Origin of the sequence: Paracoccus ferrooxidans (genome assembly GCF_029909815.1) — a bacterium.
Taxonomy (GTDB): Bacteria; Pseudomonadota; Alphaproteobacteria; order Rhodobacterales; family Rhodobacteraceae; genus Paracoccus; species Paracoccus versutus.
The window spans coordinates 752,142-773,971 of the sequence record NZ_CP038198.1; the positions used below are offsets into that span (position 1 = coordinate 752,142).

15 protein-coding genes are annotated in these 21,830 nt (G+C 68.0%); 9 read left to right on the forward strand and 6 right to left on the reverse strand.

Annotated features, from left to right (window positions below; all coding sequences use genetic code 11):
• The first annotated feature begins 25 nt into the window (after window positions 1-25).
• Complete coding sequence (gene phaZ / locus E3U26_RS03765) at window positions 26-1,369, forward strand: polyhydroxyalkanoate depolymerase (protein WP_114535293.1); 1,344 nt, start codon at window positions 26-28, stop codon at window positions 1,367-1,369.
• Window positions 1,370-1,411: 42 nt separating this feature from the next.
• On the opposite strand, the gene E3U26_RS03770 is transcribed toward phaZ, so the two are convergent.
• Window positions 1,412-2,158, reverse strand: a complete 747-nt coding sequence (locus E3U26_RS03770) for an alpha/beta hydrolase (RefSeq protein ID WP_499105510.1) — start codon at window positions 2,156-2,158, stop codon at window positions 1,412-1,414.
• A gap of 164 nt (window positions 2,159-2,322) precedes the next feature.
• Here E3U26_RS03770 and thrS point away from each other — a divergent pair, with 164 nt between their 5' ends.
• The 8 genes from thrS (at window position 2,323) to E3U26_RS03810 (ending at window position 12,875) form a co-directional block, all read left to right on the forward strand.
• On the forward strand, window positions 2,323-4,269 hold the full coding sequence (gene thrS / locus E3U26_RS03775) for a threonine--tRNA ligase (RefSeq protein WP_499105511.1): 1,947 nt from the start codon (window positions 2,323-2,325) through the stop codon (window positions 4,267-4,269).
• Between the two features lie 227 nt (window positions 4,270-4,496).
• A complete protein-coding gene (locus E3U26_RS03780; RefSeq protein WP_011747293.1) occupies window positions 4,497-4,703 on the forward strand; it encodes a cold-shock protein in 207 nt (68 codons plus the stop codon).
• A 211-nt stretch (window positions 4,704-4,914) separates the two neighbouring features.
• Window positions 4,915-6,519 (forward strand): class I adenylate-forming enzyme family protein, encoded by a 1,605-nt coding sequence (locus E3U26_RS03785; RefSeq protein WP_499105512.1) that lies wholly within the window; start codon window positions 4,915-4,917, stop codon window positions 6,517-6,519.
• The gene (locus E3U26_RS03790; protein WP_499105513.1) at window positions 6,516-7,163 is read left to right on the forward strand and encodes a DsbA family oxidoreductase; all 648 of its coding nucleotides are present in this window, start codon (window positions 6,516-6,518) and stop codon (window positions 7,161-7,163) included. The genes E3U26_RS03785 and E3U26_RS03790 overlap by 4 nt, the downstream gene beginning before the upstream one ends.
• Window positions 7,164-7,318: 155 nt before the next feature.
• Window positions 7,319-9,583, forward strand: a complete 2,265-nt coding sequence (locus tag E3U26_RS03795) for an adenosylcobalamin-dependent ribonucleoside-diphosphate reductase (RefSeq protein WP_499105514.1) — start codon at window positions 7,319-7,321, stop codon at window positions 9,581-9,583.
• Window positions 9,584-10,124: 541 nt separating this feature from the next.
• On the forward strand, window positions 10,125-11,672 hold the full coding sequence (locus tag E3U26_RS03800) for a S8 family serine peptidase (RefSeq protein WP_243785749.1): 1,548 nt from the start codon (window positions 10,125-10,127) through the stop codon (window positions 11,670-11,672).
• Window positions 11,673-11,691: 19 nt separating this feature from the next.
• A complete protein-coding gene (locus tag E3U26_RS03805; RefSeq protein WP_139293952.1) occupies window positions 11,692-11,946 on the forward strand; it encodes a hypothetical protein in 255 nt (84 codons plus the stop codon).
• Window positions 11,946-12,875 carry a DNA/RNA non-specific endonuclease gene (locus E3U26_RS03810; RefSeq protein WP_499105515.1) on the forward strand — a complete coding sequence of 310 codons (930 nt, stop codon included), beginning with the start codon at window positions 11,946-11,948 and terminating at the stop codon, window positions 12,873-12,875. Before E3U26_RS03805 ends, E3U26_RS03810 begins: the two co-directional genes overlap by 1 nt.
• Here the strand turns inward: E3U26_RS03810 and E3U26_RS03815 are convergent.
• The 5 genes from E3U26_RS03815 to E3U26_RS03835 all read right to left on the reverse strand — a co-directional run bounded on the left by E3U26_RS03815 (window position 12,860) and on the right by E3U26_RS03835 (window position 21,635).
• The gene (locus E3U26_RS03815; protein ID WP_499105516.1) at window positions 12,860-14,512 is read right to left on the reverse strand and encodes an acyl-CoA dehydrogenase family protein; all 1,653 of its coding nucleotides are present in this window, start codon (window positions 14,510-14,512) and stop codon (window positions 12,860-12,862) included. The genes E3U26_RS03810 and E3U26_RS03815 overlap by 16 nt on opposite strands.
• Before the next feature lie 182 nt (window positions 14,513-14,694).
• Entirely contained in the window at window positions 14,695-15,195 is a 501-nt protein-coding gene (locus E3U26_RS03820; RefSeq protein WP_036759216.1) for an acetone carboxylase subunit gamma, read from the reverse strand.
• 69 nt (window positions 15,196-15,264) lie between these two features.
• A complete protein-coding gene (locus tag E3U26_RS03825) occupies window positions 15,265-17,580 on the reverse strand; it encodes a hydantoinase B/oxoprolinase family protein (protein ID WP_499105517.1) in 2,316 nt (771 codons plus the stop codon).
• Between the two features lie 15 nt (window positions 17,581-17,595).
• Window positions 17,596-19,743 (reverse strand): hydantoinase/oxoprolinase family protein, encoded by a 2,148-nt coding sequence (locus E3U26_RS03830; RefSeq protein WP_499105771.1) that lies wholly within the window; start codon window positions 19,741-19,743, stop codon window positions 17,596-17,598.
• A 140-nt stretch (window positions 19,744-19,883) separates the two neighbouring features.
• The gene (locus E3U26_RS03835; RefSeq protein WP_346428956.1) at window positions 19,884-21,635 is read right to left on the reverse strand and encodes a sigma-54-dependent Fis family transcriptional regulator; all 1,752 of its coding nucleotides are present in this window, start codon (window positions 21,633-21,635) and stop codon (window positions 19,884-19,886) included.
• Window positions 21,636-21,830: the final 195 nt, after the last annotated feature.

Sequence of the window (21,830 nt, forward strand, 5' to 3'; positions counted from 1 at the left end):
GGCGGGTTCATGGGAGAAGGTGGGAATGACGACGTACAAGGGTTTGAGAGGGATCATCTCCTATGATGCGATGGAGACGATCCGCAACACCAACGAATGGATGGGCGCCAGCGCGCGGGCCCTGGCCTCCTATCCGGCCTTCGCGCTGCTGCCCAATCCGATGTTCAAGCTGATGTCGGCCTGGGGCCGGGTGACCGAGCGCAGCTTCGCGCGCATGGTCATCAAGCCGGACTGGGAAATCCCCCCCGTCGTATCCGAGGACGGCCAGGACCATGTCGTCTATATCGAGCCGGTGATCGAGCGCCCCTTCGGCGACCTGGTGCATTTCCGCGTCGCCCGCCGCGCGCCGCTTGCGCGCAAGGTCCTGCTGGTCGCGCCCATGTCCGGTCACTATGCCACCCTCCTTCGCACCACGGTCACATCCTTGCTGCCCGATTGCGAAGTCTATGTGACGGACTGGCACAATGCCCGCGACATCCCGGTCAGCTGCGGCAAGTTCGACATCGACGACTACACCCAGTATCTGGTCGACTTCATCCGCCATCTCGGCCCCGACACCAATGTGATCGCCGTCTGCCAGCCGGCGCCGCTCGCGCTGGCCGCGACCGCGCTGCTGGCCGAGGAAGACCCCAAGGCCCAGCCGCGCTCGCTGATCCTGATCGGCGGCCCGATCGACCCCGACGCGGCGGCGACCGAAGTCACCGATTTCGGCAACCGCATCACCATGGGCGAGCTGGACTACCTGATGATCCAGCAGGTCGGCTTCAAGTATCGCGGCGCCGGGCGCATGGTCTATCCCGGCCTCGCCCAGCTTTCCTCCTTCATCGCCATGAATGCCGAGACCCACGCCAAGGCCTTCCTCGACAAGATCTTCGCCGAGGCCCGCGGCCAGGGCTCCGAGGGCGACAAGCACAACACCTTCTACGACGAATATCTCGCCGTCATGGACATGACCGCCGAATTCTACCTCTCGACGGTCGAGCGCATCTTCAAGGAACGCGAGATCGCGCAGAACCGCTTCAGCGTGAACGGCAAGCCGGTCGACCTGGGCAAGATCACCGATGTCGCGGTGATGACGGTCGAGGGCGCCAACGACGACATCTCGGCGCCGGGCCAATGCGTCGCCGCGCTGGCGCTCTGCACCGGCGTGCCCGAAAGCCGCAAGACCCAGCACCTGGAACCCGGCGCCGGCCATTACGGCATCTTCGCCGGGAAAAGCTGGCGGCTGAACATCCGCCCGCTGGTGCTGGATTTCATCGACGAGCAGGTCCAGCCCGCCGGCCAGCGCAAGCGCCGCCGCAGCGGCCCGGTCCCGGTCGATTGCGGCGTCAGCAACCTCACCGAACACGATTCCAAGATCGCGGTCTGACCGCCCGCGGGAACGGGGCGCGGCCGGCGGGCCGCGCCCGCCTCAGGCTGCCCGCGCCAGCACCTCCTCCAGCGCCGCGCCGATCAGCGCCAGGCAATCGGGGGTCGAAAAGCGGTGATCGGCGCCCTTGACCAGCACCAGCCGCATGTCCTCGCCCGAGGCATGGGCCAGCAGGTCCAGCGCCCAGGACATCGGCACCTCGGCATCCCCGGTGCCTTGCAGGAAACGCACCGGGAAAGGCAGCGGCAAGGGCTGGTCCAGCACCAGGTGGTCGCGCCCGTCCTCGATCAACCGGCGGGTGATGACATAGGGATCGCCATAGTCGCTGGGCTGCTCGACTTGGCCGCGCTCCGCCAGGGCCGCGCGCTCGGCCGCGGAAAACCCGGCCCAATAGCCACGCTCGGTGAAATCCGGCGCCGCCGCCACCGTGACCAGCCCGGCCAACCGCTCGGGCATGGTCCGCGCCAGCAGCAGGCTGATCCAGCCGCCCATGGACGAGCCGACCAGAACCTGCCGCCCCTCGGTCAGCCCGCGGATCGCGGCCATGGCATCGGCCAGCCAGTCGCCGATCGCGCCCTCCTCGAAGGCGCCCGAGGATTCGCCATGCCCCGAATAGTCCAGGCGCAGGAAGGCCCGGCCGCGCTCGCGCGCCCAATCCTCCAGCCACAGCGCCTTGGTGCCCTGCATGTCCGAGCGGAACCCGCCCAGGAACACCACGCCGGGCCCCTGCCCCTCGATCCGGTTATAGGCGATGCGCCGCCCCTGCGGCCCCTCCAGAAACTGCGTCATTCTTTCGTGTCCAAATATCCTGCGGGGGAGTCGCGGAACGCGACGGGGGCGCAAAGCCCCCCTGCACACCTACCCGCATTGACAACGCCGGGCAATCGCGCCACACCCGCGCGACATACCCGCAACCGGGCGTTCCGTGGGCGCCAAACCGACGAGGAGGACTCATGTCCCAGATCTCCCTGACCTTTCCCGATGGCAATGCGCGCGACTACCCCGCCGGCATCACCGCCGCCGAGGTCGCGGCCTCCATCGCCCCGAGCCTGGCGAAAAACGCCATCTCGGCCAGCCTCGACGGCCGGCACATCGACCTGCAATGGCCGATAACCACCGGGGGCAGCATCGCCATCAACACCATGAAGGACAGCGAGCCGGCGCTGGAGCTGATCCGCCACGACCTCGCCCATATCATGGCCCGCGCCGTGCAGGAGCTGTGGCCCGACGTCAAGGTCACCATCGGCCCGGTCCGCGACCAGGGCTGGTTCTACGACTTCGACCGCGCCGAGCCCTTCACCCCCGAGGACCTCGGCGCCATCGAGGCGCGGATGAAGCAGATCATCGCCGCCCGCGACCCGGTCCGCACCGAGGTCTGGGACCGCGACCGCGCGCGCGCCCATTACGAGGCGCAGGGCGAGCCCTTCAAGATCGAACTCCTCGACCGCATCCCGGAAGGCGAGCCGATCCGCATGTATTGGCACGGCGACTGGCAGGATCTCTGCCGCGGCCCGCATCTGCAGCATACCGGCCAGGTGCCGGCCGACGCCTTCAAGCTGACGCATGTCGCGGGGGCCTATTGGCTGGGCGACGCCTCGCGGCCGATGCTGCAGCGCATCTACGGCGTGGCCTTCAGGAACCGCGACGACCTCAAGGCGCACCTGACCATGCTGGAAGAGGCCGCCAAGCGCGACCACCGCAAGCTCGGCCGGGAAATGGAACTCTTCCACTTCCAGGAGGAAGCGCCGGGCATGGTGTTCTGGCACCCGAACGGCTGGTCGATCTATCGCGAGCTGGAAGCCTATATGCGCCGCCGGCTGATCCGCGCCGATTACAAGGAAATCAAGACGCCCCAGGTGGTCGACCGCATCCTGTGGGAAAAATCCGGCCATTGGGAAGCCTATCGCGAGAACATGTTCATCGTCGAGGTGGACGAGGAAGGCGCCAAGGAAAAGCGCATCAATGCGCTCAAGCCGATGAACTGCCCCTGCCATGTCCAGGTCTACAACCAGGGCCTGAAGAGCTATCGCGACCTGCCGCTGCGGCTGGCGGAATTCGGTTCGTGCCACCGCTACGAGCCCTCGGGCTCGATGCACGGGCTGATGCGGGTGCGCGGCTTCGTCCAGGACGATGCGCATATCTTCTGCACCGAGGACCAGATCGAGGCGGAATGCGCCGGCTTCATCGAACTATTGTCCTCGGTCTACAAGGATCTCGGCTTCGAGAAATTCGACATCAAGCTCTCGACCCGCCCCGATGTCCGCGTCGGCTCCGACGAGATCTGGGACAAGGCCGAGGCGGCGCTGAAAGGCGCCATCGAGCATCTCGGCCTGCCCTATGAGGTCAACCCCGGCGACGGCGCCTTCTACGGGCCGAAACTGGACTTCAAGCTGACCGACGCCATCGGCCGCGAATGGCAATGCGGCACCTTCCAATGCGACTTCAACCTGCCGCAGCGGCTCGAGGCGGAATATGTCGGCGAGGACGGCGCCAAGCACATGCCGGTCATGCTGCACCGCGCCGTGCTGGGCAGCTTCGAGCGCTTCATCGGCATCCTGATCGAGAACTACTCGGGCAAGCTGCCGCTCTGGCTCGCGCCGCGCCAGGTGGTGGTCGCCTCGATCGTCTCGGGCGCCGACGATTACGTCCACGAGGTCGTGGCCGCCCTGCGCGCCGCCGGGCTGCGGGCCGAGGCCGACACCCGCAACGAAAAGATCAACTACAAGGTGCGCGAGCATTCGGTCGGCAAGGTGCCGGTCATCATGGCCGTGGGCCTGAAGGAGGTCGAGGAGCGCAGCGTCTCGATCCGCCGCCTCGACCGCCAGGGCAGCGAAAGCCACGGGCTCGAATCGGCCGTGGCCACGCTGCGGGCCGAGGCCACCCCACCGGACCTGCGCTGAGCGCCCCGGCTTGGCGACAATTTGCCGATGCGAACGCGCAAGATGACCCTACGTCACCTTGCGCGGCGCATTCGTGCTTGCGTTTTTCGGCGAATCGTTCATCCTCTCGTCCGCGTGAGCACGACTTTCTACCGCCTCCCTTCACGGGGCAGCCGGACTTGACGGGAAAGGGCTGCACGGCCTGGGCGCAATCTCGCCCCAGGATGACTTGAAGGAGAGACGGTATAATGGCTACCGGCACCGTAAAATGGTTCAACGCCACCAAAGGCTATGGCTTCATCGCGCCCGATGACGGCGGCAAGGACGTGTTCGTCCATATCTCGGCGGTCGAGCGCGCCGGCCTGACCGGGCTGAACGACAACCAGAAGATCGCCTACGAACTGCAATCGGGCCGCGACGGCCGCAGCTCGGCCTCGGATCTGAAGCTGCTCTGATTCGGCAGCGCCCGGAATTTCGGAAACGGCCGGCCCGCATGGCGCCGGCCGTTTCCTTTTGCCCCCTTCCGGCTTCTTCCGTGTCGAAATATCCTGGGGGAGCGCCTCGCCTGCCCCATCGAGGGGCAGGCGAGGCGCGGGGGCAAAGCCCCCTTCCCATGCGCACCGACAGCCTCTATCCCCAAGCCCGGAACAGAAACGGGGCGATGGGATGAACCTGGCCGAACATGTGCTCAGCGCGGGGCTTGCGACGCCGGACAGGCTGGCCATGTCGGTGCTGGGGCTGGGCCGCGCCGACCGCTGGTCGCATGCCCGCCTGCGCCAGGCGGTGCTGGGCACCGCCACCGGCCTGCTGCAATCCGGCCTCGCCCCCGGCGACCGGCTGCTGATGCGGCTGGGAAACAATCCCGGCTTTCCCGTGGCCTATCTCGGCGCCATCGCCGCCGGCATCGTCCCGGTCCCGACCTCGCCCATGCTGACCACGCCCGAGATCACCCGCATCGCCGCCGCGATCCGGCCGGCCATGGTAATCGCCGACCCGGACATCGCCCTGCCCGACCAGCCGGCGCCGGTGCTGCCTGCCGCCCGCCTCGGCAAATTCGCCCTGCTGCCGCCGGCCGGGTTCGCGCAGGCCGCGCCCGATGACCTGGCCTATATCGTCTTCACCTCGGGCACGTCAGGCCAGCCGCGCGCCGTCTGCCACGCGCATCGCGCCATCCTCGCCCGCCGGATGATGTTCGACGGCTGGTACGGGCTGACGCCGCAGGACCGGCTGCTGCATGCCGGCGCCTTCAACTGGACCTTCACCCTGGGCACCGGCCTCATGGACCCCTGGACGCTGGGCGCCACCGCGCTGATCCCCGCCCCCGGCATCGCGCCCGAACAGATCCCGCTGATCGCCGGCCACCATGGCGCCACCATCCTGGCCGCGGCACCCGGCGTCTTCCGCCGCATGCTGCGCGCCGACTGGCGGCCCTGGCCGGGCCTGCGCCATGGCCTGACCGCCGGCGAAAGGCTCGATCCCGGCCTGCGCCGCGCCTGGCAGGCGCGCACCGGCACCGACCTGCACGAGGCCATGGGCATGTCGGAATGCTCGACCTTCCTGTCCGGCAGCCCCGCGCGCCCCGCGCCCGAAGGCATGGCGGGCTTTCCCCAGCCCGGCCGCCGCATCGCCATCCTCGACGACAGCGGCGCCCCGGCCCAGGGCCCCGGCATCCTGGCCGTCCACCGCGCGGACCCCGGCCTGTTCCTGGGCTATCTCGACCAGCCCGAGGAAACCGCCGCCCGCTTCCGCGGCGACTGGTTCCTGACCGGCGACCTGGCCGAGACCACGCCCGAGGGCGCGATCCGCCTGCTGGGGCGCGACGACGACATGATGAACGCCGGCGGCTTCCGCGTCTCGCCGGGCGAGGTCGAGGACGCGCTGGCGCAGATCCCCGAAATCGGCGAGATCGCCGCGACCGAATTGCCGGTCGGGCCGGGGTCGAGCATCATCGCCGCCTTCTGGACCGGCAGCGCCGACGAGGCGCGGCTGCGCGCGGCCGCCGAACGCAGGCTTGCACGCTACAAGCAGCCGCGCGAATACATCCACCTGCCCGCCCTGCCCCGCACGCCCACGGGCAAGATCAACCGCCGCGCCTTGCGCGATGTCCATTCGCGTGCAAAGCACGACCCCCATCCGCCCACACAGCACGACACCCCGTCGCCCACACAGCACGACACCCCGTCGCGCGCACAGCACGACACCCCGTCGCGCGCACAGCACGACACCTCTTCCCGCGCACAGCACGACACCCATCGCAAGGACCGGACATGAGCCAGCAGATCCGCCTCGACATCTTCGCCGATCCCGTCTGCCCCTGGTGCCTGATCGGCAAGGCCGAGCTGGACCGGGCGCTGGAAAGCCGCCCCGACCATCCCTTTGCCATCACCTGGCAGCCCTTCCGCCTGGACCCGCAGATGCCGCGGGCGGGGATGGACTATGTCGCCTACATGAAGATGAAGTTCACCGACGAAAAAGGCATCATCGCCGCCATGAAGCCGGTGATGGAGGCCAGCGAGCGGCTGGGCCTGTGGATCAACCCCTCGCTGATCGAGCGGATGCCGAACACGCTCGACGCGCATCGCCTGCTGCATTGGGCGGGACTCGAGGGCGCGCAGACCCCGGTCATGGCGGCGCTGATGCGGGCGCATTGGCGCGAGGGCCGCAACATCTCGAACCCCGACGTGCTGGTCGAGATCGGCGAGGGCGCGGGCATGGACGGGGCGGTGATCCGCCGGCTGCTGGCCTCGGACGCCGATGCGGATACGGTGCAGGCGCGCGAGATGCACGCAAGGCAGCGCGGCGTGAACTCGGTCCCGACCTTCGTCGTCGCCGATGCCCATGTGGTGACGGGAGCCCAGCCCGCCGCGCTGTGGCTGCAGGTGATCGACGAACTGGCGGGCAAGCAGCACCAATAGGTTGCGCAAGCCCCAGGCAGCTGCCGCAATATCTGGAAATTTGCGCCGGTTTCGCCTATATTCCTGAGTCCTCACCTTTCCGACTTTAACCGGGCGCGCGCGGCTGTATAAGACCCGCTCGCCCCGTTTCCGACCCAAAGCCAAGGACACCCGCCATGAGCCGATTCTCAGCCCCTATCGCCGAACAGATCTGGGACATGAAATACCGGCTCAAGGACGGCGGCGGCCAGCCCATCGACCTGTCGGTCGAGGACAGCTGGCGCCGCGTCGCCCGCGACCTCGCCCGCGTCGAGAAGGATCCGGCGCTGTGGGAGGACCGCTTCTATGCCGCGCTCGAGGATTTCAAGTTCCTGCCCGCCGGCCGCATCCTGGCCGGCGCCGGCACCGGGCGCGAGGTGACGCTGTTCAACTGCTTCGTCATGGGCACCATCCCCGACAGCATGGCCGGCATCTTCGACATGCTGAAAGAGGCCGCGCTGACCATGCAGCAGGGCGGCGGCATCGGCTATGACTTCAGCACCATCCGCCCGCGCGGGGCCGAGGTGAAGGGCGTGGCCGCCGACGCCTCGGGCCCGCTGTCCTTCATGGATGTCTGGGACGCCATGTGCCGCACCATCATGTCCGCAGGCTCGCGCCGCGGCGCGATGATGGCGACCATGCGCTGCGACCATCCCGACATCGAGGCCTTCATCGAGGCCAAGCAGGACAGCGCCCGGCTGCGCATGTTCAACCTGTCGGTGCTGGTCACGGATGCCTTCATGCAGGCGGTCAAGGCCGACGGCCCCTGGGATCTGCAATTCGACGGCAAGATCTATCACACCGTGCGGGCGCGCGACCTGTGGAACCGGATCATGCGCGCGACCTATGACTATGCCGAGCCGGGCGTAATCTTCATCGACCGCATCAACCAGCAAAACAACCTGGCCTATGCCGAGACGATCGCCGCGACCAATCCCTGCGGCGAACAGCCCCTGCCGCCCTATGGCGCCTGCCTTCTGGGCTCGGTCAACCTGGCCCGGCTGGTCGAGGCGCCCTTCACGCCCCAGGCCCGGCTGAACCCCGAGGCGCTGGACGAGCTGGTCCGCACCGCGGTGCGGATGATGGACAACGTGGTCGACGCCTCGAAATTCCCCCTGCCGCAGCAGGCGGCCGAGGCGCAGGCCAAGCGCCGCATCGGGCTGGGCGTCACCGGGCTGGCCGATGCCCTGCTGATGCTGGGCCTGCGCTATGGCGCTGCCGACGCGGTCGAGCAGACCCGCGTCTGGATGAAGGCCATCGCGCGCTCGGCCTATCTGGCCTCGGTCGACCTGGCCAAGGAAAAGGGTGCCTTCCCGCTGTTCGACGCGCAGAAATACCTGGCCTCGGGCTTCATGCAGCGCATGGATGCGGATCTGCGCGAGGCGGTGGCGCAGCACGGCATCCGCAATGCTCTGCTGACCTCGATCGCGCCGACCGGGACGATCAGCCTTTACGCCGGCAATGTCAGCTCGGGGATCGAGCCGGTCTTTGCCTATGCCTATACCCGCAAGGTGCTGCAAAAGGACGGCTCGCGCACCGAGGAAGAGGTCGTGGACTATGCCGTGCAGATGTGGCGCGACCTGAAAGGGGACGCCCCCCTGCCCGAGTATTTCGTCAACGCCCAGACCCTGGCGCCGCTGGACCATGTCGCCATGCAGGCGGCGGCGCAGGAATGGGTGGACAGCTCGATCTCCAAGACCATCAACTGCCCCGAGGACATCTCCTTCGAGGATTTCAAGGACGTCTACCTGGCCGCCTGGGACAAGGGCTGCAAGGGCTGCACCACCTATCGCCCGAACGACGTCACCGGCTCGGTCCTGTCGGTCAGCGAAAAGGCCGAGGAGGCGCCGCAGGCCGACAAGGGCGCCGACGTGGTCTACCTGACCGAGCCGCTGGACCGCCCGGCGGCGCTGGAGGGCGCGACCTACAAGCTGAAGTTCCCCGGCAGCGAACATGCGATCTACATCACCATCAACGACATCGTGCAGGGCGGGCATCGCCGCCCGTTCGAGGTGTTCATCAACTCGAAGAACATGGAGCATTTCGCCTGGACCGTGGCGCTGACGCGGATGATCTCGGCGGTGTTCCGGCGCGGCGGCGACGTGAGTTTCGTGGTCGAGGAACTGAAGGCGGTGTTCGACCCGCGCGGCGGCGCCTGGATCGAGGGGCGCTACGTGCCCTCGATCCTGGCCGCCATCGGCGGGGTGATCGAGCGCCACATGGTCGCCACCGGCTTCCTGGCCGGCGAGGGGATGGGGCTGAAATCCGACCCCCAGGCCGAGGTGATGGCGGTGGGCGAACGCCCGCGCGGCCCGGCCTGCCCGGCCTGCGGCCAATACGGGATGCGCATGATCGAGGGCTGCATGACCTGCCCGTCCTGCGGCCATTCGAAATGCGGCTGACCGGCGGCTGATAGGGACTCGGATCTGTTCCAGCCAAGGGTGGAGCACATCCGCCGGGACCGCCTCGGCTACGCTTGGCGCGGAATCGGGGCGGCCGCTGAAATCCGGCAATCGACAGCGCGGATCATCCACCGTTCTTTGCGAAAATACTGCCGCGTCATTCGCCATCACGGCGGTTGGCGCGGCCCTGTCTCCCGATGCGCGTCCTTAAAGCGCTGACAATCCCATCCGACAGATGCAAGCCAGGCCATGACATAGCCCTTGAGGGCAAAGCCGGTGCTGCTGCTTCCTTGCGGTCCAATGCCCGCGGCTCGCACTTGCCACAGGCATTGCACATCGTGGAAAGGGCCTGCCTTTTCATTCCCGCCCTGCGCTGGATCGCCTGAACGGCCCCCGGCTTCTCCCAAGGCCCGAAACGACGGCCCGCCGCGGCCAGGAAAGGCGATAGGCGTGCCGGCACATGCCCGCCGGGCCGCAAACCGCATCTGGCGAAATCGCGTCAAAGGTGTAGCCTTGTGATTGCAGCTAGGAGCCGATGCGCATGTCCCGAAAGACCGCCCGCTATGTGATCGTTCCCGACGACAACGTCTTCAACGACAGCATGGAGACCACCAGCTTCCGGCTGTTCCGCGCCATGCATCGGCGGCTGTTCCGCGCGGCCGGGGCAAGGCCCGCCGACAGCATGGCTCAGGGCGCCTGCGAGGGCTCGGCACCGGCGACAAGGCCGCGGCTGCGGATGCTGGAGACCGAGGTCGGCCGCATCCGGCTGCTCGATTCCATCGGCGAGAACGAGGCCTCGCTGGTCAGCATGACGCCCGAGCAGGCGCGCGAATTGCAGCGCGCCTATCCCGGCCTGCGGGTGCGGCGCGAATTGCGGCTTTACCCGCTGCGCTACGGCCGGCTCAACATCATCCGCAAGGAGGCCAAGCCCGCCGCCTTCCGCTCGGCCAAGGAGCTTGAGCTGCGCTGCGTCGATGCGGCCAGCGGCAAGCCGGTCGCCGGGGCCTCGGTGGTGGTGGTGCTGGACGGCCGGCGCGGCTTCGGCATCTCGGATGCGGTGACGGACAAGGACGGGCGGTTCCGCACGCCGCTACCCGCGGGCCAGGCCCGCATCGACGCGGTGATCTGCCAACCGCTGGCCGGATACTGGCCCGGCGGGGCCGAGGACATCCCCGTCAAGGAAGAGGGTGTGACCGGGCTGGAGCTGCCGCTGGTCCCCATCGCCGCGGATTTCGCGGACGGGCTGGACCGGATGCTGGCGCCGGCGAAGAAAACCGACGGGCGGGACGTCCGCGTCGCCATCGTGGACACCGGCGTCGATCCCGCCAAGGGGCTGAACCTGGAGCGCGGGCTGAACACCACCGGGACCGAGCCCGCCGACGAATGGTTCGACAACGGCACCGGCCATGGCACCCATGTCGCCGGCATCGTGGCACGGGTTGCGCCGGGGGTGGTGCTGCATTCCTATCGCGTCTTCGAAAAGGGCGAGGGCGGGGCCAGCGAATTCGCCATCGCCCGCGCCATCCGCCAGGCGGTCGAGGACGGCTGCGACATCGTCAACCTGAGCCTGGGCCAGTCCTCCGAGCCGATCGCGATCTCGCGCGAGGTGCGCCGCGCACGCGCCCTGGGCGTGGTCTGCGTCGCAGCGGCGGGTAACGACTACATGTCGCCCGTGTCGTATCCGGCGCGCTCGGGCGTGGTGGCGGCGGTATCCGCCGGCGGCGTGCTGGACGCCTGGCCCGAGGGCGCGATCACCGGACGAAATGTCGCAGGCGACCCTGCCCCGGTCCAGGACCGCTTTTTCGCCCGATTCAGCAATATCGGGCCGGAAGTGGACTTTATCGGACCGGGCGTGGGTATTATATCTTGGGTCGACAAGACCTCGAAAGGGGTGATGGACGGCACCTCGATGGCCTGTCCCGCCGTGGCCGGGCTGATGGCGCGATTGCTGTCCCGCACCCCCGAGATCCTTTCGGCAGAGCGCAACCAGCAGCGCTCTGACGACATTATCAAGCTGGCGAACAGCCATGCTGTTCCGATCGGTTTCGGCCCCCGCTACGAAGGCGCCGGCCTGATCGACCAGAAATGACGGCACAGAGGTGATGACCATGAAGGCCGAACGCAAGAAGACCCCGAGCTGCGTGCTCGTCTATTCCGATGACCGCGACCCCAGCCGCGAGGAAACCGCCGAGGTGCTGGACCAGTTGAAGCCGTTTCCCGCCGAAGAGGTCGTGCCGGGGACCATCCGGGTCAAGGGCAGCGTGAAGGACGTGCGCAAATGCCTGGGCGATCTTGCGCATTGGCAATTGGCGCAGGAAAAGATCTTCCGGCTCAATCCTCCGCACAAGGCGCAGCTGCGCTGATGCGGCGCGGCTTCGGCCCGCCCGCCGGGCCGGACCCGCTGCGGGTGGTCGAAACGCCGCTGCCGCTGGAAAGCTATGGCGACCGGCAGGGCTATGACCCGCGCTTCATCCTGCCCGAGCAGCCCCTGCCCCTGCCCGGCCCAGGCCGCTGGGCGGGTGATCTGGTGGGCCTGCTTCCCGAGGCGCGCGATCCCGGCGGGGACGGGACCGAGATCGGCTATACCCATTTCTCGGTCCGCATGGCGCGGTCGCGCGGCCTGCCGCTTTGCAGCGCCTGCAACATCGACGGCAGCCGGTCCCGGCGCGGCCTGCCGCGCAGCGACGTCTGGCGGCGCGACCCGCGCATCGACCCGCAGGCGCAGAACCTGCGCGAAGGCTATGGCAACGACCACCAGGGCCTGTTCAGCCGCGGCCACCTGACCCGGCGCGAAGACCCGAACTGGGGCCTGCCCGAGATCGCGCGGCAGGCCGAGGCGGACACATTCCACATCACCAATGCCGCCCCGCAGCGGCAGGGCTTCAACGGCGGCATCTGGCTGGCGCTGGAGGATTACGTGCTGGACAATGCCGACCGCGCCAACCTGAAGGTGACGGTCATCACCGGCCCCATCCTCTCGGCCCAGGATCCGGTCTATTACAACCGCCAGATCCCCACCGCCTTCTGGAAGATCCTGGCCTTCGTCCATGCCGAGACCGGGGAACTCACCGCCATCGGCTATCGCCGCTCGCAGATGGATTACCTGCCCCGGCCGGCGGGCGGGCGCTTCGTCTTTGGCGATTTCCGCGACAGCCAGGTGCCGATCCGCGCCATCGCGCAGGAAAGCGGGCTGGACCTTGCCGCCTATGCCGAACTGGACGTGATGGCCGGCGCCTCGCCCGAGATGGAGATCCGGGTGGCCAGCGCCGCCGATTTCTACCTGTCGCGCTGATCGGCCGTTTCCGCCTCGACCGGGAAGCCCTGGGCCAGGATGCGCTCGGCCATGGCGGCGGGGATGGCGCCGGGGGTGCGGCCGCGCTCGGCGCCAAGGCGCGTGCGCACGAAAGCCCCGGCCAGGTCGGCATCGCCCTGGACCAGCAGCACGGCAGCGGCCAGCAGCAGGGCGCTGCGCTCGGTGAACCAGCGCGCCTCGGCCTCGGGCACGCCGCCGCCCCAGCGCTCGCGATGCGCGGCCAGCGCCGCGTCATAGGCCGGGTCCAGCCCCAGGGCGCTATCCAGCCGCACCGCCAGCGTCTCGGCCGCCAGGGGTTCGCGCGCCAGCGTGCGCAGCACGTCGAGGCAGATCACATTGCCCGATCCTTCCCAGATGCCGTTCAGCGGCGCCTCGCGGTACAGCAGCGGCAGGAGCGTGTCCTCGACATAGCCCATGCCGCCCAGCACCTCCATCGCCTCGGCCACGACCATGGGACACAGCTTGTTCGACAGGTATTTCGCCAGCGCCACGCCGATGCGGGCAAAGGCGCGATCCTCGGCCTCGCAGCCGTCGAAGCTGGCGGCGACATGCAGGCCAAGCGCCAGGCAGCCCTGCCAGTCCAGCACCAGGTCGGCCAGCACCGCCCGCATCAGGGGCTGGTCGATCAGCCGGCGCTGGAAGGTGCTGCGATGGGCGGTCCAGTGATGCGCCTCGCGCAGCGCCGCCCGCATCAGCCCGGCCGGCGCCAGGGCGGTGTCGAGCCGGGTGTGATGCACCATCGCAAGGATGGTGCGGATGCCCTCGCCCTCGTCGCCGATCCGCCAGGCCAGGGCGCGGCAATATTCGATCTCGGCCGAGCCGTTCGAGCGGTTGCCGAGCTTCTCCTTGAGCCGCTGGATGCGGATGGCGTTGCGCCCGCCCTCCAGCCAGCGCGGCACCAGAAAGCAGGTCAGCCCGCGCCCGGTCTGCGCCAGCGTCAGGAACCCGTCCGACATCGGCGCCGAGCAGAACCATTTATGCCCGGTCAGCCGCCAGGCATCGCCGTCCGGCTCGGCCCGCGTGGTGTTGGCGCGCAGGTCGGAACCGCCTTGCTTTTCCGTCATCGCCATGCCCAGCGTCGCGCCCTGCTTGGCGGAAAGCGGCAGCACCGCCGGGTCGTAGCGCCGCGAAAGCAGCGCCGCCCGCCAGTCGCCGGGCAGGTCAGCGGCGCCCGAGACGACCGGGATGGCGGCATAGGTCATGGTCAGCGGGCAACAATGCCCCGGCTCGACCTGGCTGGCCAGATAGACCATGGCGGCATGGGTCAGGTGGCCGGCCGGACCGCCCTCCCACGCGACCGAGTGATAGCCGGCGGCGATGGAATCGCGCATGAAGCCATGCCAGGCGGGGTGAAAGCGCAGCTCGTCCAGCCGCCGGCCGCCGCTGTCGAACAGGACAAGCTCGGGCGGATGGCGGTTGGCATCGCGCGCCGCCCCCGCCGCCTCGGCCCGGCCGAGTTGCGCGCCATAGCGGGCCAGCCCCTCGGGCTGCGCGCCGCCGGCCTCCAGCATGGCGCGCAGGGCGGGATCGTCGCGCCACAGGTCGCGGTCGCCGGGGCCCGGCGGCTGGTTCAGCACCTCATGCGTGCCCAGGTCGGCTGTCGGATCGATGCGCATGGCCAGGCCCCTCCTGCTGCCTCGTGCCGGGCGATCCTAACCCGGAAGGCCGCCTCGTCGCGAGTCCCGATCGGGAAACGGACGGGCGGGCGGGCGGGCGATCGGCACGGAAAACCGCGGCGAAAACCGCGGCCGCCCGCATCGGGGCAGCCGCGGCGTCGGGCATGGCTCGGGACCGGCGGTCAGGCGCGTTCGGGGACGGGCAGGTCCAGCCAGTCGCGATAGAAGGTGTCGATGTCCGGTTCGAAATCATGGATCACCGGATACCAGGGCGTCGGCGCCTCGACATCCAGCAGATCGCCCGAAAGCGGGCAGAAATACTCCCGGATCACCTGCCATTCCGGCGAAGGCGCCATCAGCCGCGGATACAGCTCTTCCATCTGCGCCGGGGTGCTGCGCACGCGGATGCGGGCATGCAGCTTCCAGTTCTGGTCCCATTCGCAGAAATCGTAACCGGCCTGGCTGCGGATCATCCATTTCTTGTCCGACTGGCGCTGGACGATGTAGAGCTTGGGCCCCAGCGGCAGGATGATCGGGTCGTCCCAGTCCACCTGTTCCTGCAGGATCTCCAGGTAGATCTGGAAACGCTCCTTGTCCTTGGGCGTGGCCAGCATGGTGTGCAGCGTGTCGCGGTCGATCTTGCCGTCCACCAGGTCTTTGATCTTGGCTTTGGTATAGGCCATCATGTCCTCCCTTGGATTGGCCTTGAAGGGGTTGGCTGCGCCCGAGGGGGACCGGACGCAGCCGGGGCGTCATTCCTCGACGAATTGCACGGTCCTGACGTCCGGCAGTTCCGAGATGTCCATCGAGTATTCGCGCCCGTAGGAAGGGATCGGCAGGTCCGCCTCCATCAGCTTCCAGTCCACCGGCAGGTTCCAGAAGTCCCGGAACTGCTGTTCGAAACGCGGGCCCAGCTTGAAGGATGCGGCAAACATCTGCTGGACATGCACGCCCGCGTCCTTGGCCAGGATGCGCTGGCGTTCGCCCTCCATCCACTCCTGGGTGGGCACCGATTCCTCCAGCCGCTGCTTGCGGATTGCCTTGCGCCGCGCCTCGGTCGCGGCCAGGTCCACGCCCTTCATGCCGTCGCCCGCGTCCCGCAGCACCACGCCATAGACGCTGTCGGCAAAGCGGGGCAGCAGGTAGCCGCCGTTCACGTCGTCGGCCACCTTCTGCGGCTCGCGGTCCAGCGGATCGCCGAAGCCGGGCCCGCCGCGCATGTAGTTCAGATAGAGGTCGTAGTCCTTGAACATGGCCTCGGTGGTGATCGCCTGCTTGTCGCGCTTGATGCGCGCATCGGGCAGCATCGCCTCCCAGGTCGGGTTCTCGGGGTCGGTGTCGCCGCCATGCGGGATGGCGCCGCCCTGGGCGATGATCTCCTGAAGCCGGGTGTCATGCGCCTCGAAGCGATAGCCAGAGGCGGCGGGATAGCCGCCCATCAGCCCCCAGTCCGAGCTGATATGGCCGTTGCCCATGAAGAACATGGTCCAGTCCTTGGCGTTCCAGACCATGCGCAGCGATTCAAAGCCGCAGCCGCCGCGATACTTGCCCGCGCCGCCGGAGCTGGCCTTGATCTGCCGGCCCAGATAGACCAGCGGCTCGGCCAGTTCCCAGATCTCCATGTCGCCCATGTCGCCTTCCGGGTTCCAGACCGCGGCGGCATGGCTGATGCCGTCCATATGCGCGCTGGCGCCGACGCCGTTCGCCGCGCATTCGAACGAGTTCACGGCATGGATCTCGTCATACTGGTTGAAGCCGCCGCCCTGCAGCCAGTTCGAGGTATTGGCGTTGCCGGCATTGACCTCTTCCAGGTAGCCGCGGCCGAAATAGGCCCGGCTGAGACCCCGCCACAGCGCCGTCCAGGAACTGACCAGGAAGTGCCAGGAATAGCTGAAGGCCACGCGGCGGTCGTCGGGGTTCATCCAGGTGCCCTTGGGCAGGCGGAACTCGGTGCCGTAGGCGGCGCCGTCGTTGATCATCTCGGTCGGGATCAGCGACTGGGTCATCATCACCCAGATGCCGCTGGTGAAGCTGACCTGATGGGCGTTGTAGGTATGCCAGCCCCAGCGGCTCGATCCCTCGAAGTCCAGCCGCCAGGTGCCGTCGCCGCGGATGGTGATCTCGGATGGCGTGTGCATGATCGTGTCGACCTTGGCAAAGTCGGACGGAACCCGCACGTCCTCATGCGCATAGGGCACGTCGACGAAGCCGACCTGGCGATACTTGCCGGGGATGGTCATCGCCTTGATGCGGGCCTGCAGGCCGATGCGGCCGTGTTCCACCGCCTCATAGGCGAATTTCCAGTAGGACTCGATGCCTTCGTCGGCGATCACCTCCTGCACCAGGTCGCGGATCATGTGGCAGCCGGCGACGCGGGTGCGCTCGTCCAGCATCCAGTAGCGGGTGGTGCGCACCATGCGCTGGCTTTCATGCAGCCAGTCGCGGAACAGCGTGTCGTTCTCGCCGATCTTGCGGCAGGTGATGGAATAGCCGTCGCCAAAGCGCTGCACCTGCCCGGTGGACATCGACCCCGGCCCGACCGAGCCGGTGTCGATCACATGGGTCACGCCGCCGACCCAGCCGATCAGCTCGCCCTCGTGGAAGATCGGGACGATGGTGTGGATGTCGCAGGGATGGACGTTGCCGATCAGGCTGTCGTTGTTGCAGAAGATGTCCTTGTCGCGGATGCCGGGGTTATGCTCCCAGCCGTTCTCGATCATGTATTTGATCGCCGCGCCCATGGTGCCGACATGGATGATGATGCCGGTCGAGGTCAGGATGCTGTCGCCGGCGGCGTTGTAGAGGGTGAAGCACAGTTCCCCCTCCTGCTCGACGATGGGCGAGGCGGCGATCTTCTTGGCGGTCTCGCGCGCATCGACCACCCCGGCGCGCAGCCGGGAAAACAGCTTGTTATACTTGATCGGATCGCTGTCGCGCAGGTCCAGCCGCTCGAGGCCGGCGTAATGTTTGGTCCGCTTGGTGGCCTCCATCAGCCGGTCGCGGTGCTGCTTCAGGGTCTCGCCGCCGCGGACGATGCCGCCGGTGTCGACCTTCGTTTGCATGTTCATGGTGTCATTCCTCCCTTAGACTTCCTTGAGGTGGAACAGGCGATGCCCGTCCAGGAACGTCTCGAAACCGCCCGGCACGACGAAGGTCGTGGCATCGGATTCGATGATCGCGGGGCCGGTGATGCGGTTGCCCGGTTGCAGCTTTTCCATCTGGTAGAGCTGCGCATCGACCCATGTCTTGTGGCGATAGAACTTGCGGGTGCCCAGCTTGGCATCCTCGGGCGGGGTTTCGCCCTGCAACTCTTCCTTGGGGATCTTGGGCTTGGGGATCGGCACCGTGCCGCGCATGATCGCGCCGGTCACGGAATAGCCCAGTTCGGGCGAGCGCGCCGAGGCGGCATAGACCCGGCCATAGGTGTCGTTGAACGCCTCGACCAGCTTGTCCCAATCCTCGGCGGAATGCGCCTCGGTGATCGGGCTTTCGATCTCCAGGTCGTTCAGCTGGCCGCGATACTGCATGCGGAAGCCCGGTTGCAGCTTGACCCGGTCGGGGCGGTAGCCGTTGATCTCGAACTCCTCCAGCACGCGCTCGCGCAGTTCCTCCCAGGCGGCTTGCAGGGTCTTGGCCTGGTTGGCCTTCAGGTCGGCGCTGGCGTCGGTGGCGATGTTGATGTCCAGCGACTTGTCATAGCGGTATTCGAAATCCGCCGCCGCGCAGCCGAAGGCGGAAAAGCCCGCAGCCCAGGCCGGCACGATCACGTCCTCGAAGCCCAGCCCCTCGGTATAGCCGTAGGTATGGACCGGCCCGGCGCCGCCATAGCTGAAGCAGACGAAGTTGCCCGGCGTCGAGCCCTTGCCCGAGATCATCGAGCGCAGGTAGTCGCGCAGGTCGCTGTCCAGAAGCTCGATCACGCCCGCCGCCGCATCCTCGACCGACAGGCCCAGCGGATCGGCGATCTGTTCCTTCATCGCGTTCCAGGCGCGCTCGCGGTCCAGCTTGACCTGCCCGCCCAGGAAGTTGTCGGGGTTCAGATAGCCCAGGATGACGTGGCAGTCCGAAATGGTGACGGTCTCGATCCCCGATTCGGCCCAGCAGACGCCGACGCGATAGCCGGCGCTGTCCGGCCCCAGCTTGATCGCCTTGGTATAGGGGTCGAGCCGGATGAAGCTGCCCGCCCCGGCGCCGACCGAATCCATGGCGACAAGCGGCAGCGACAGGACCAGCCGCGCCATGTCGGGGTCGTTGCGGATGGTCAGCTCGTTCTGGGTGATCAGCGCCACGTCAAACGATGTGCCGCCGATGTCGGAACAGGCGATGTTGGAATAGCCCAGCACCTCGCCCAGGTATTTCGCCCCGATCACCCCGCCGATGGGGCCCGAGACGATGGTGCGCGCCAGTTCCTTGGCCTTCCAGCTGATGGTGCCGCCATGGGTCGCCATCACCCGGAAGTCGAATTTCGAGCCGTTCTCCTTGAAGGCCAACGAGATCTTGTTCAGCGTCTGCCGCGACGGCTCGGCGGCATAGGCTTCCAGGATCGTGGTATTGGTGCGGTGGGTTTCCTTGCGCACCGGGTAATAGTCGGTCGAGGCAAAGACCGGGATCGACTTGCCCGAGGCCGCCACCTCTTCCTGCACGATGTCGCGCACCCGGCGTTCATGGCCGGGGTTGCGATAACTGTGCAGAAGCGAGATCACGATGCCCTCGACATCCTGCGCGATCAGGTCGCGCGCCGCCTGCCGCGCGGTATCCTCGCGCAGCGGGATGACCACGGTCCCGGACATGTCGACGCGCTCCATCACGCCGCGGGTCAGGTGGCGCGGCACCAGCGGCTCGTCGTAGTAATGCGTGTTCAGGTGGATGCGGTCCTCGTAGGCAAAGCCCAGATAGGCCTGGATCGCGCGGCCCATGCGGTGGAAGTCCTCCATCCCCGCATTGACGATCAGCCCGCAGCGCAGCCCCTTGCGCTGCACCACGCGGTTCAGCATGGCGGTGCCGGAATAGACGCCGGTCTGGATGCCGGACAGCGCCTCCTCCAGCGTCAGGCCCCAATGCTCAAGCCCTTCCTTGGAACTGGCGATCAGGCCGAGCGCCTCGTTCTGCGGCGTCGATTGCGCCTTGCCGACGACGAATTCGCCCTCGCTGTCGACAAAGAACGTGTCGGTCATGGTGCCGCCGGCGTCGATGCCCAGCACCTGCACCTTGCGATTGTTGGATTTGTCCAATGGCACGGTTTTCTCCTCCCATTGCGCCACCTCCCCGTGGCGTGATGACAGGATGGAACCGAGGGGCCGGCCCGTGTTGTCCGGTTTTCGGACGATGTGTCGGACAGCGGGCGGACAACGGGCGGACAGCTGCCGGCGCGTCAGTCGCGGCGCGGGCGCGGGATGCCGTATTGGTCCAGCTTCAGATACAGCGTCGAGCGCGCGATCCCCAGCCGCCGGGCGACCTCGGTCATGTTGCCGCCCGCCTCGGCCACGGCGGCGGCGATCTCGGCCCGTTCGCGGTCGCGCAGGGTGCTTTCGGCCCGCGGCCCGGCGGGCCGGGTCAGGTGCCGCGGCAGATCGGCTACGTCGACGAGCCCGCTCAGCGAGGTCGCGCCCAGCGATTCCATGAGGTTGCGCAATTCGCGCAGGTTGCCCGGCCAGTCATGCGCCTGAAGATGCAGCATCGCCGCCGGGGTAAAGCGCAGGGCCCGGCCATGGCGCTGCTGCGGATAAGCCGCGGCAAAGCGGCGGATCAGGGCGGGCAGGTCGTCGCGCCGCTCGGCCAGGGCGGGCAGGCGCAGGGTGGCGGCGGCAAGCCGGAAATACAGGTCGCTGCGCAGTTCGCCCTGCGCCATCCGCTCGGCCAGACCAGCCGAGGACAGCGACAGGATCTGCAAGGGCGCGGTTGCCGCGCGGCGCAGATGGGCCAGGACCTGCGCCAGCAGCGCCTGCACCGGCGGCGGCGCCTGGGCCGGCTCGTCCAGGCACAGCGTCCCGCCGCTTTCGGCCAGCCGCGTCAGCGCGCCCGCATCGACCAGGTCGTCGCGCAGCGCATCGGGGTCCAGCAGGCTGCAATCGACGAATTCGAAGCGCTGGCCCGCCTGCGGCCCCGCACCATGCAGCGCACGGGCAAGGGTTTCCTTTCCCGCCCCCACCGGCCCCTCGATCAGCAGGGGCACGTTGCCCTCGACATATTTCGCGGCGGCGGCGCAGATCGGGCCCAGGCAGGCGCCGCTCTGGGCGATCTGCGCCAGGTCCACCGCCGGATCGGCCGGGCCGCGGCTGCGCAAACCGGGCCGCGGCAGGGTAAGCATGACGCCCAGCATGTCGCCGCGATCCGCCAGCACGTCCACGTCGGCATGGGGCAGAACCTGCCGCAGCCGGGCGGCCAGATGGCCCGGATCGCCATCGCGCGCGTCGGCCGGCAGGTGCAGCGCCCTGCCCTCGCCGTCCCAGGCCCGGCCCGCCGCGGCATCGAAACCGGCGCTGGACCAGACCGGCTGGCCGAAGCGGTCCAGCACCATGATCGCATCGCCGCTGCGGTCGCGGCGCTCGGCCAGCAGCCGCTCGACCAGGCGGCGATGCTCCTGCAGACCGGCGTTGCGCATCGCCTCTTCGATCTGCATGGCCAGCGTGACCGAAAAGGCCGCGACCTGGCCGAAGGACTGTTCGGAAGGCCCCGAGATGTCGATGGCGCCCAGCAACTCGCCGCTGAACGGATCCTTGATCGGCGCGGCGGCGCAGGACCAGCGCTGGATCGCCTCGCAGAAATGCTCGACGCCCGAGATGGTGACGGGCTTGACCAGGTGCAGCGCCGTGCCGATCGCATTGGTGCCGATGGTGTCCTCGTTCCAATGGCCGCCGGGGTGAAGGTGGTTTTCCTGCCCGCGCGACAGGATGCGGGCATCGCCCTCGGCCTCCATCACCACGCCGCTGCGGTCGCAAAGCAGCAGCATCATCCCCGCGTCGTTCAGCATGTAGCCGGCGCGGCGGATCGCCGTCTGCGCGGCCGAGCGCAGGCGCTGGTTCCGGCTGCGGATCGCGCGCAACTCGTCCTGCGCGACGCTGGGCGCGCGCTTGAGCGTCTCGATCTCCTTGCGTCCCCTGGACCTGACCCAGGATCTGAGCACGACCTCCCGTATGCTGGGGGGTACGCTCCCCAGCGCTCGGAATCGCTCCCAGTCCTCCTTCTGGATGCTTTCCGGCATGTTCTTGCGCCCTGCGTTAAAGGCTGACGGATAGTAAGGTGCGCGGCCCTGCCGGTGTCAAGAAAAAGCCGGACGGACGACCTGGGGCTTTTTACGCCGGTCGCGGCAGCAGCGGGC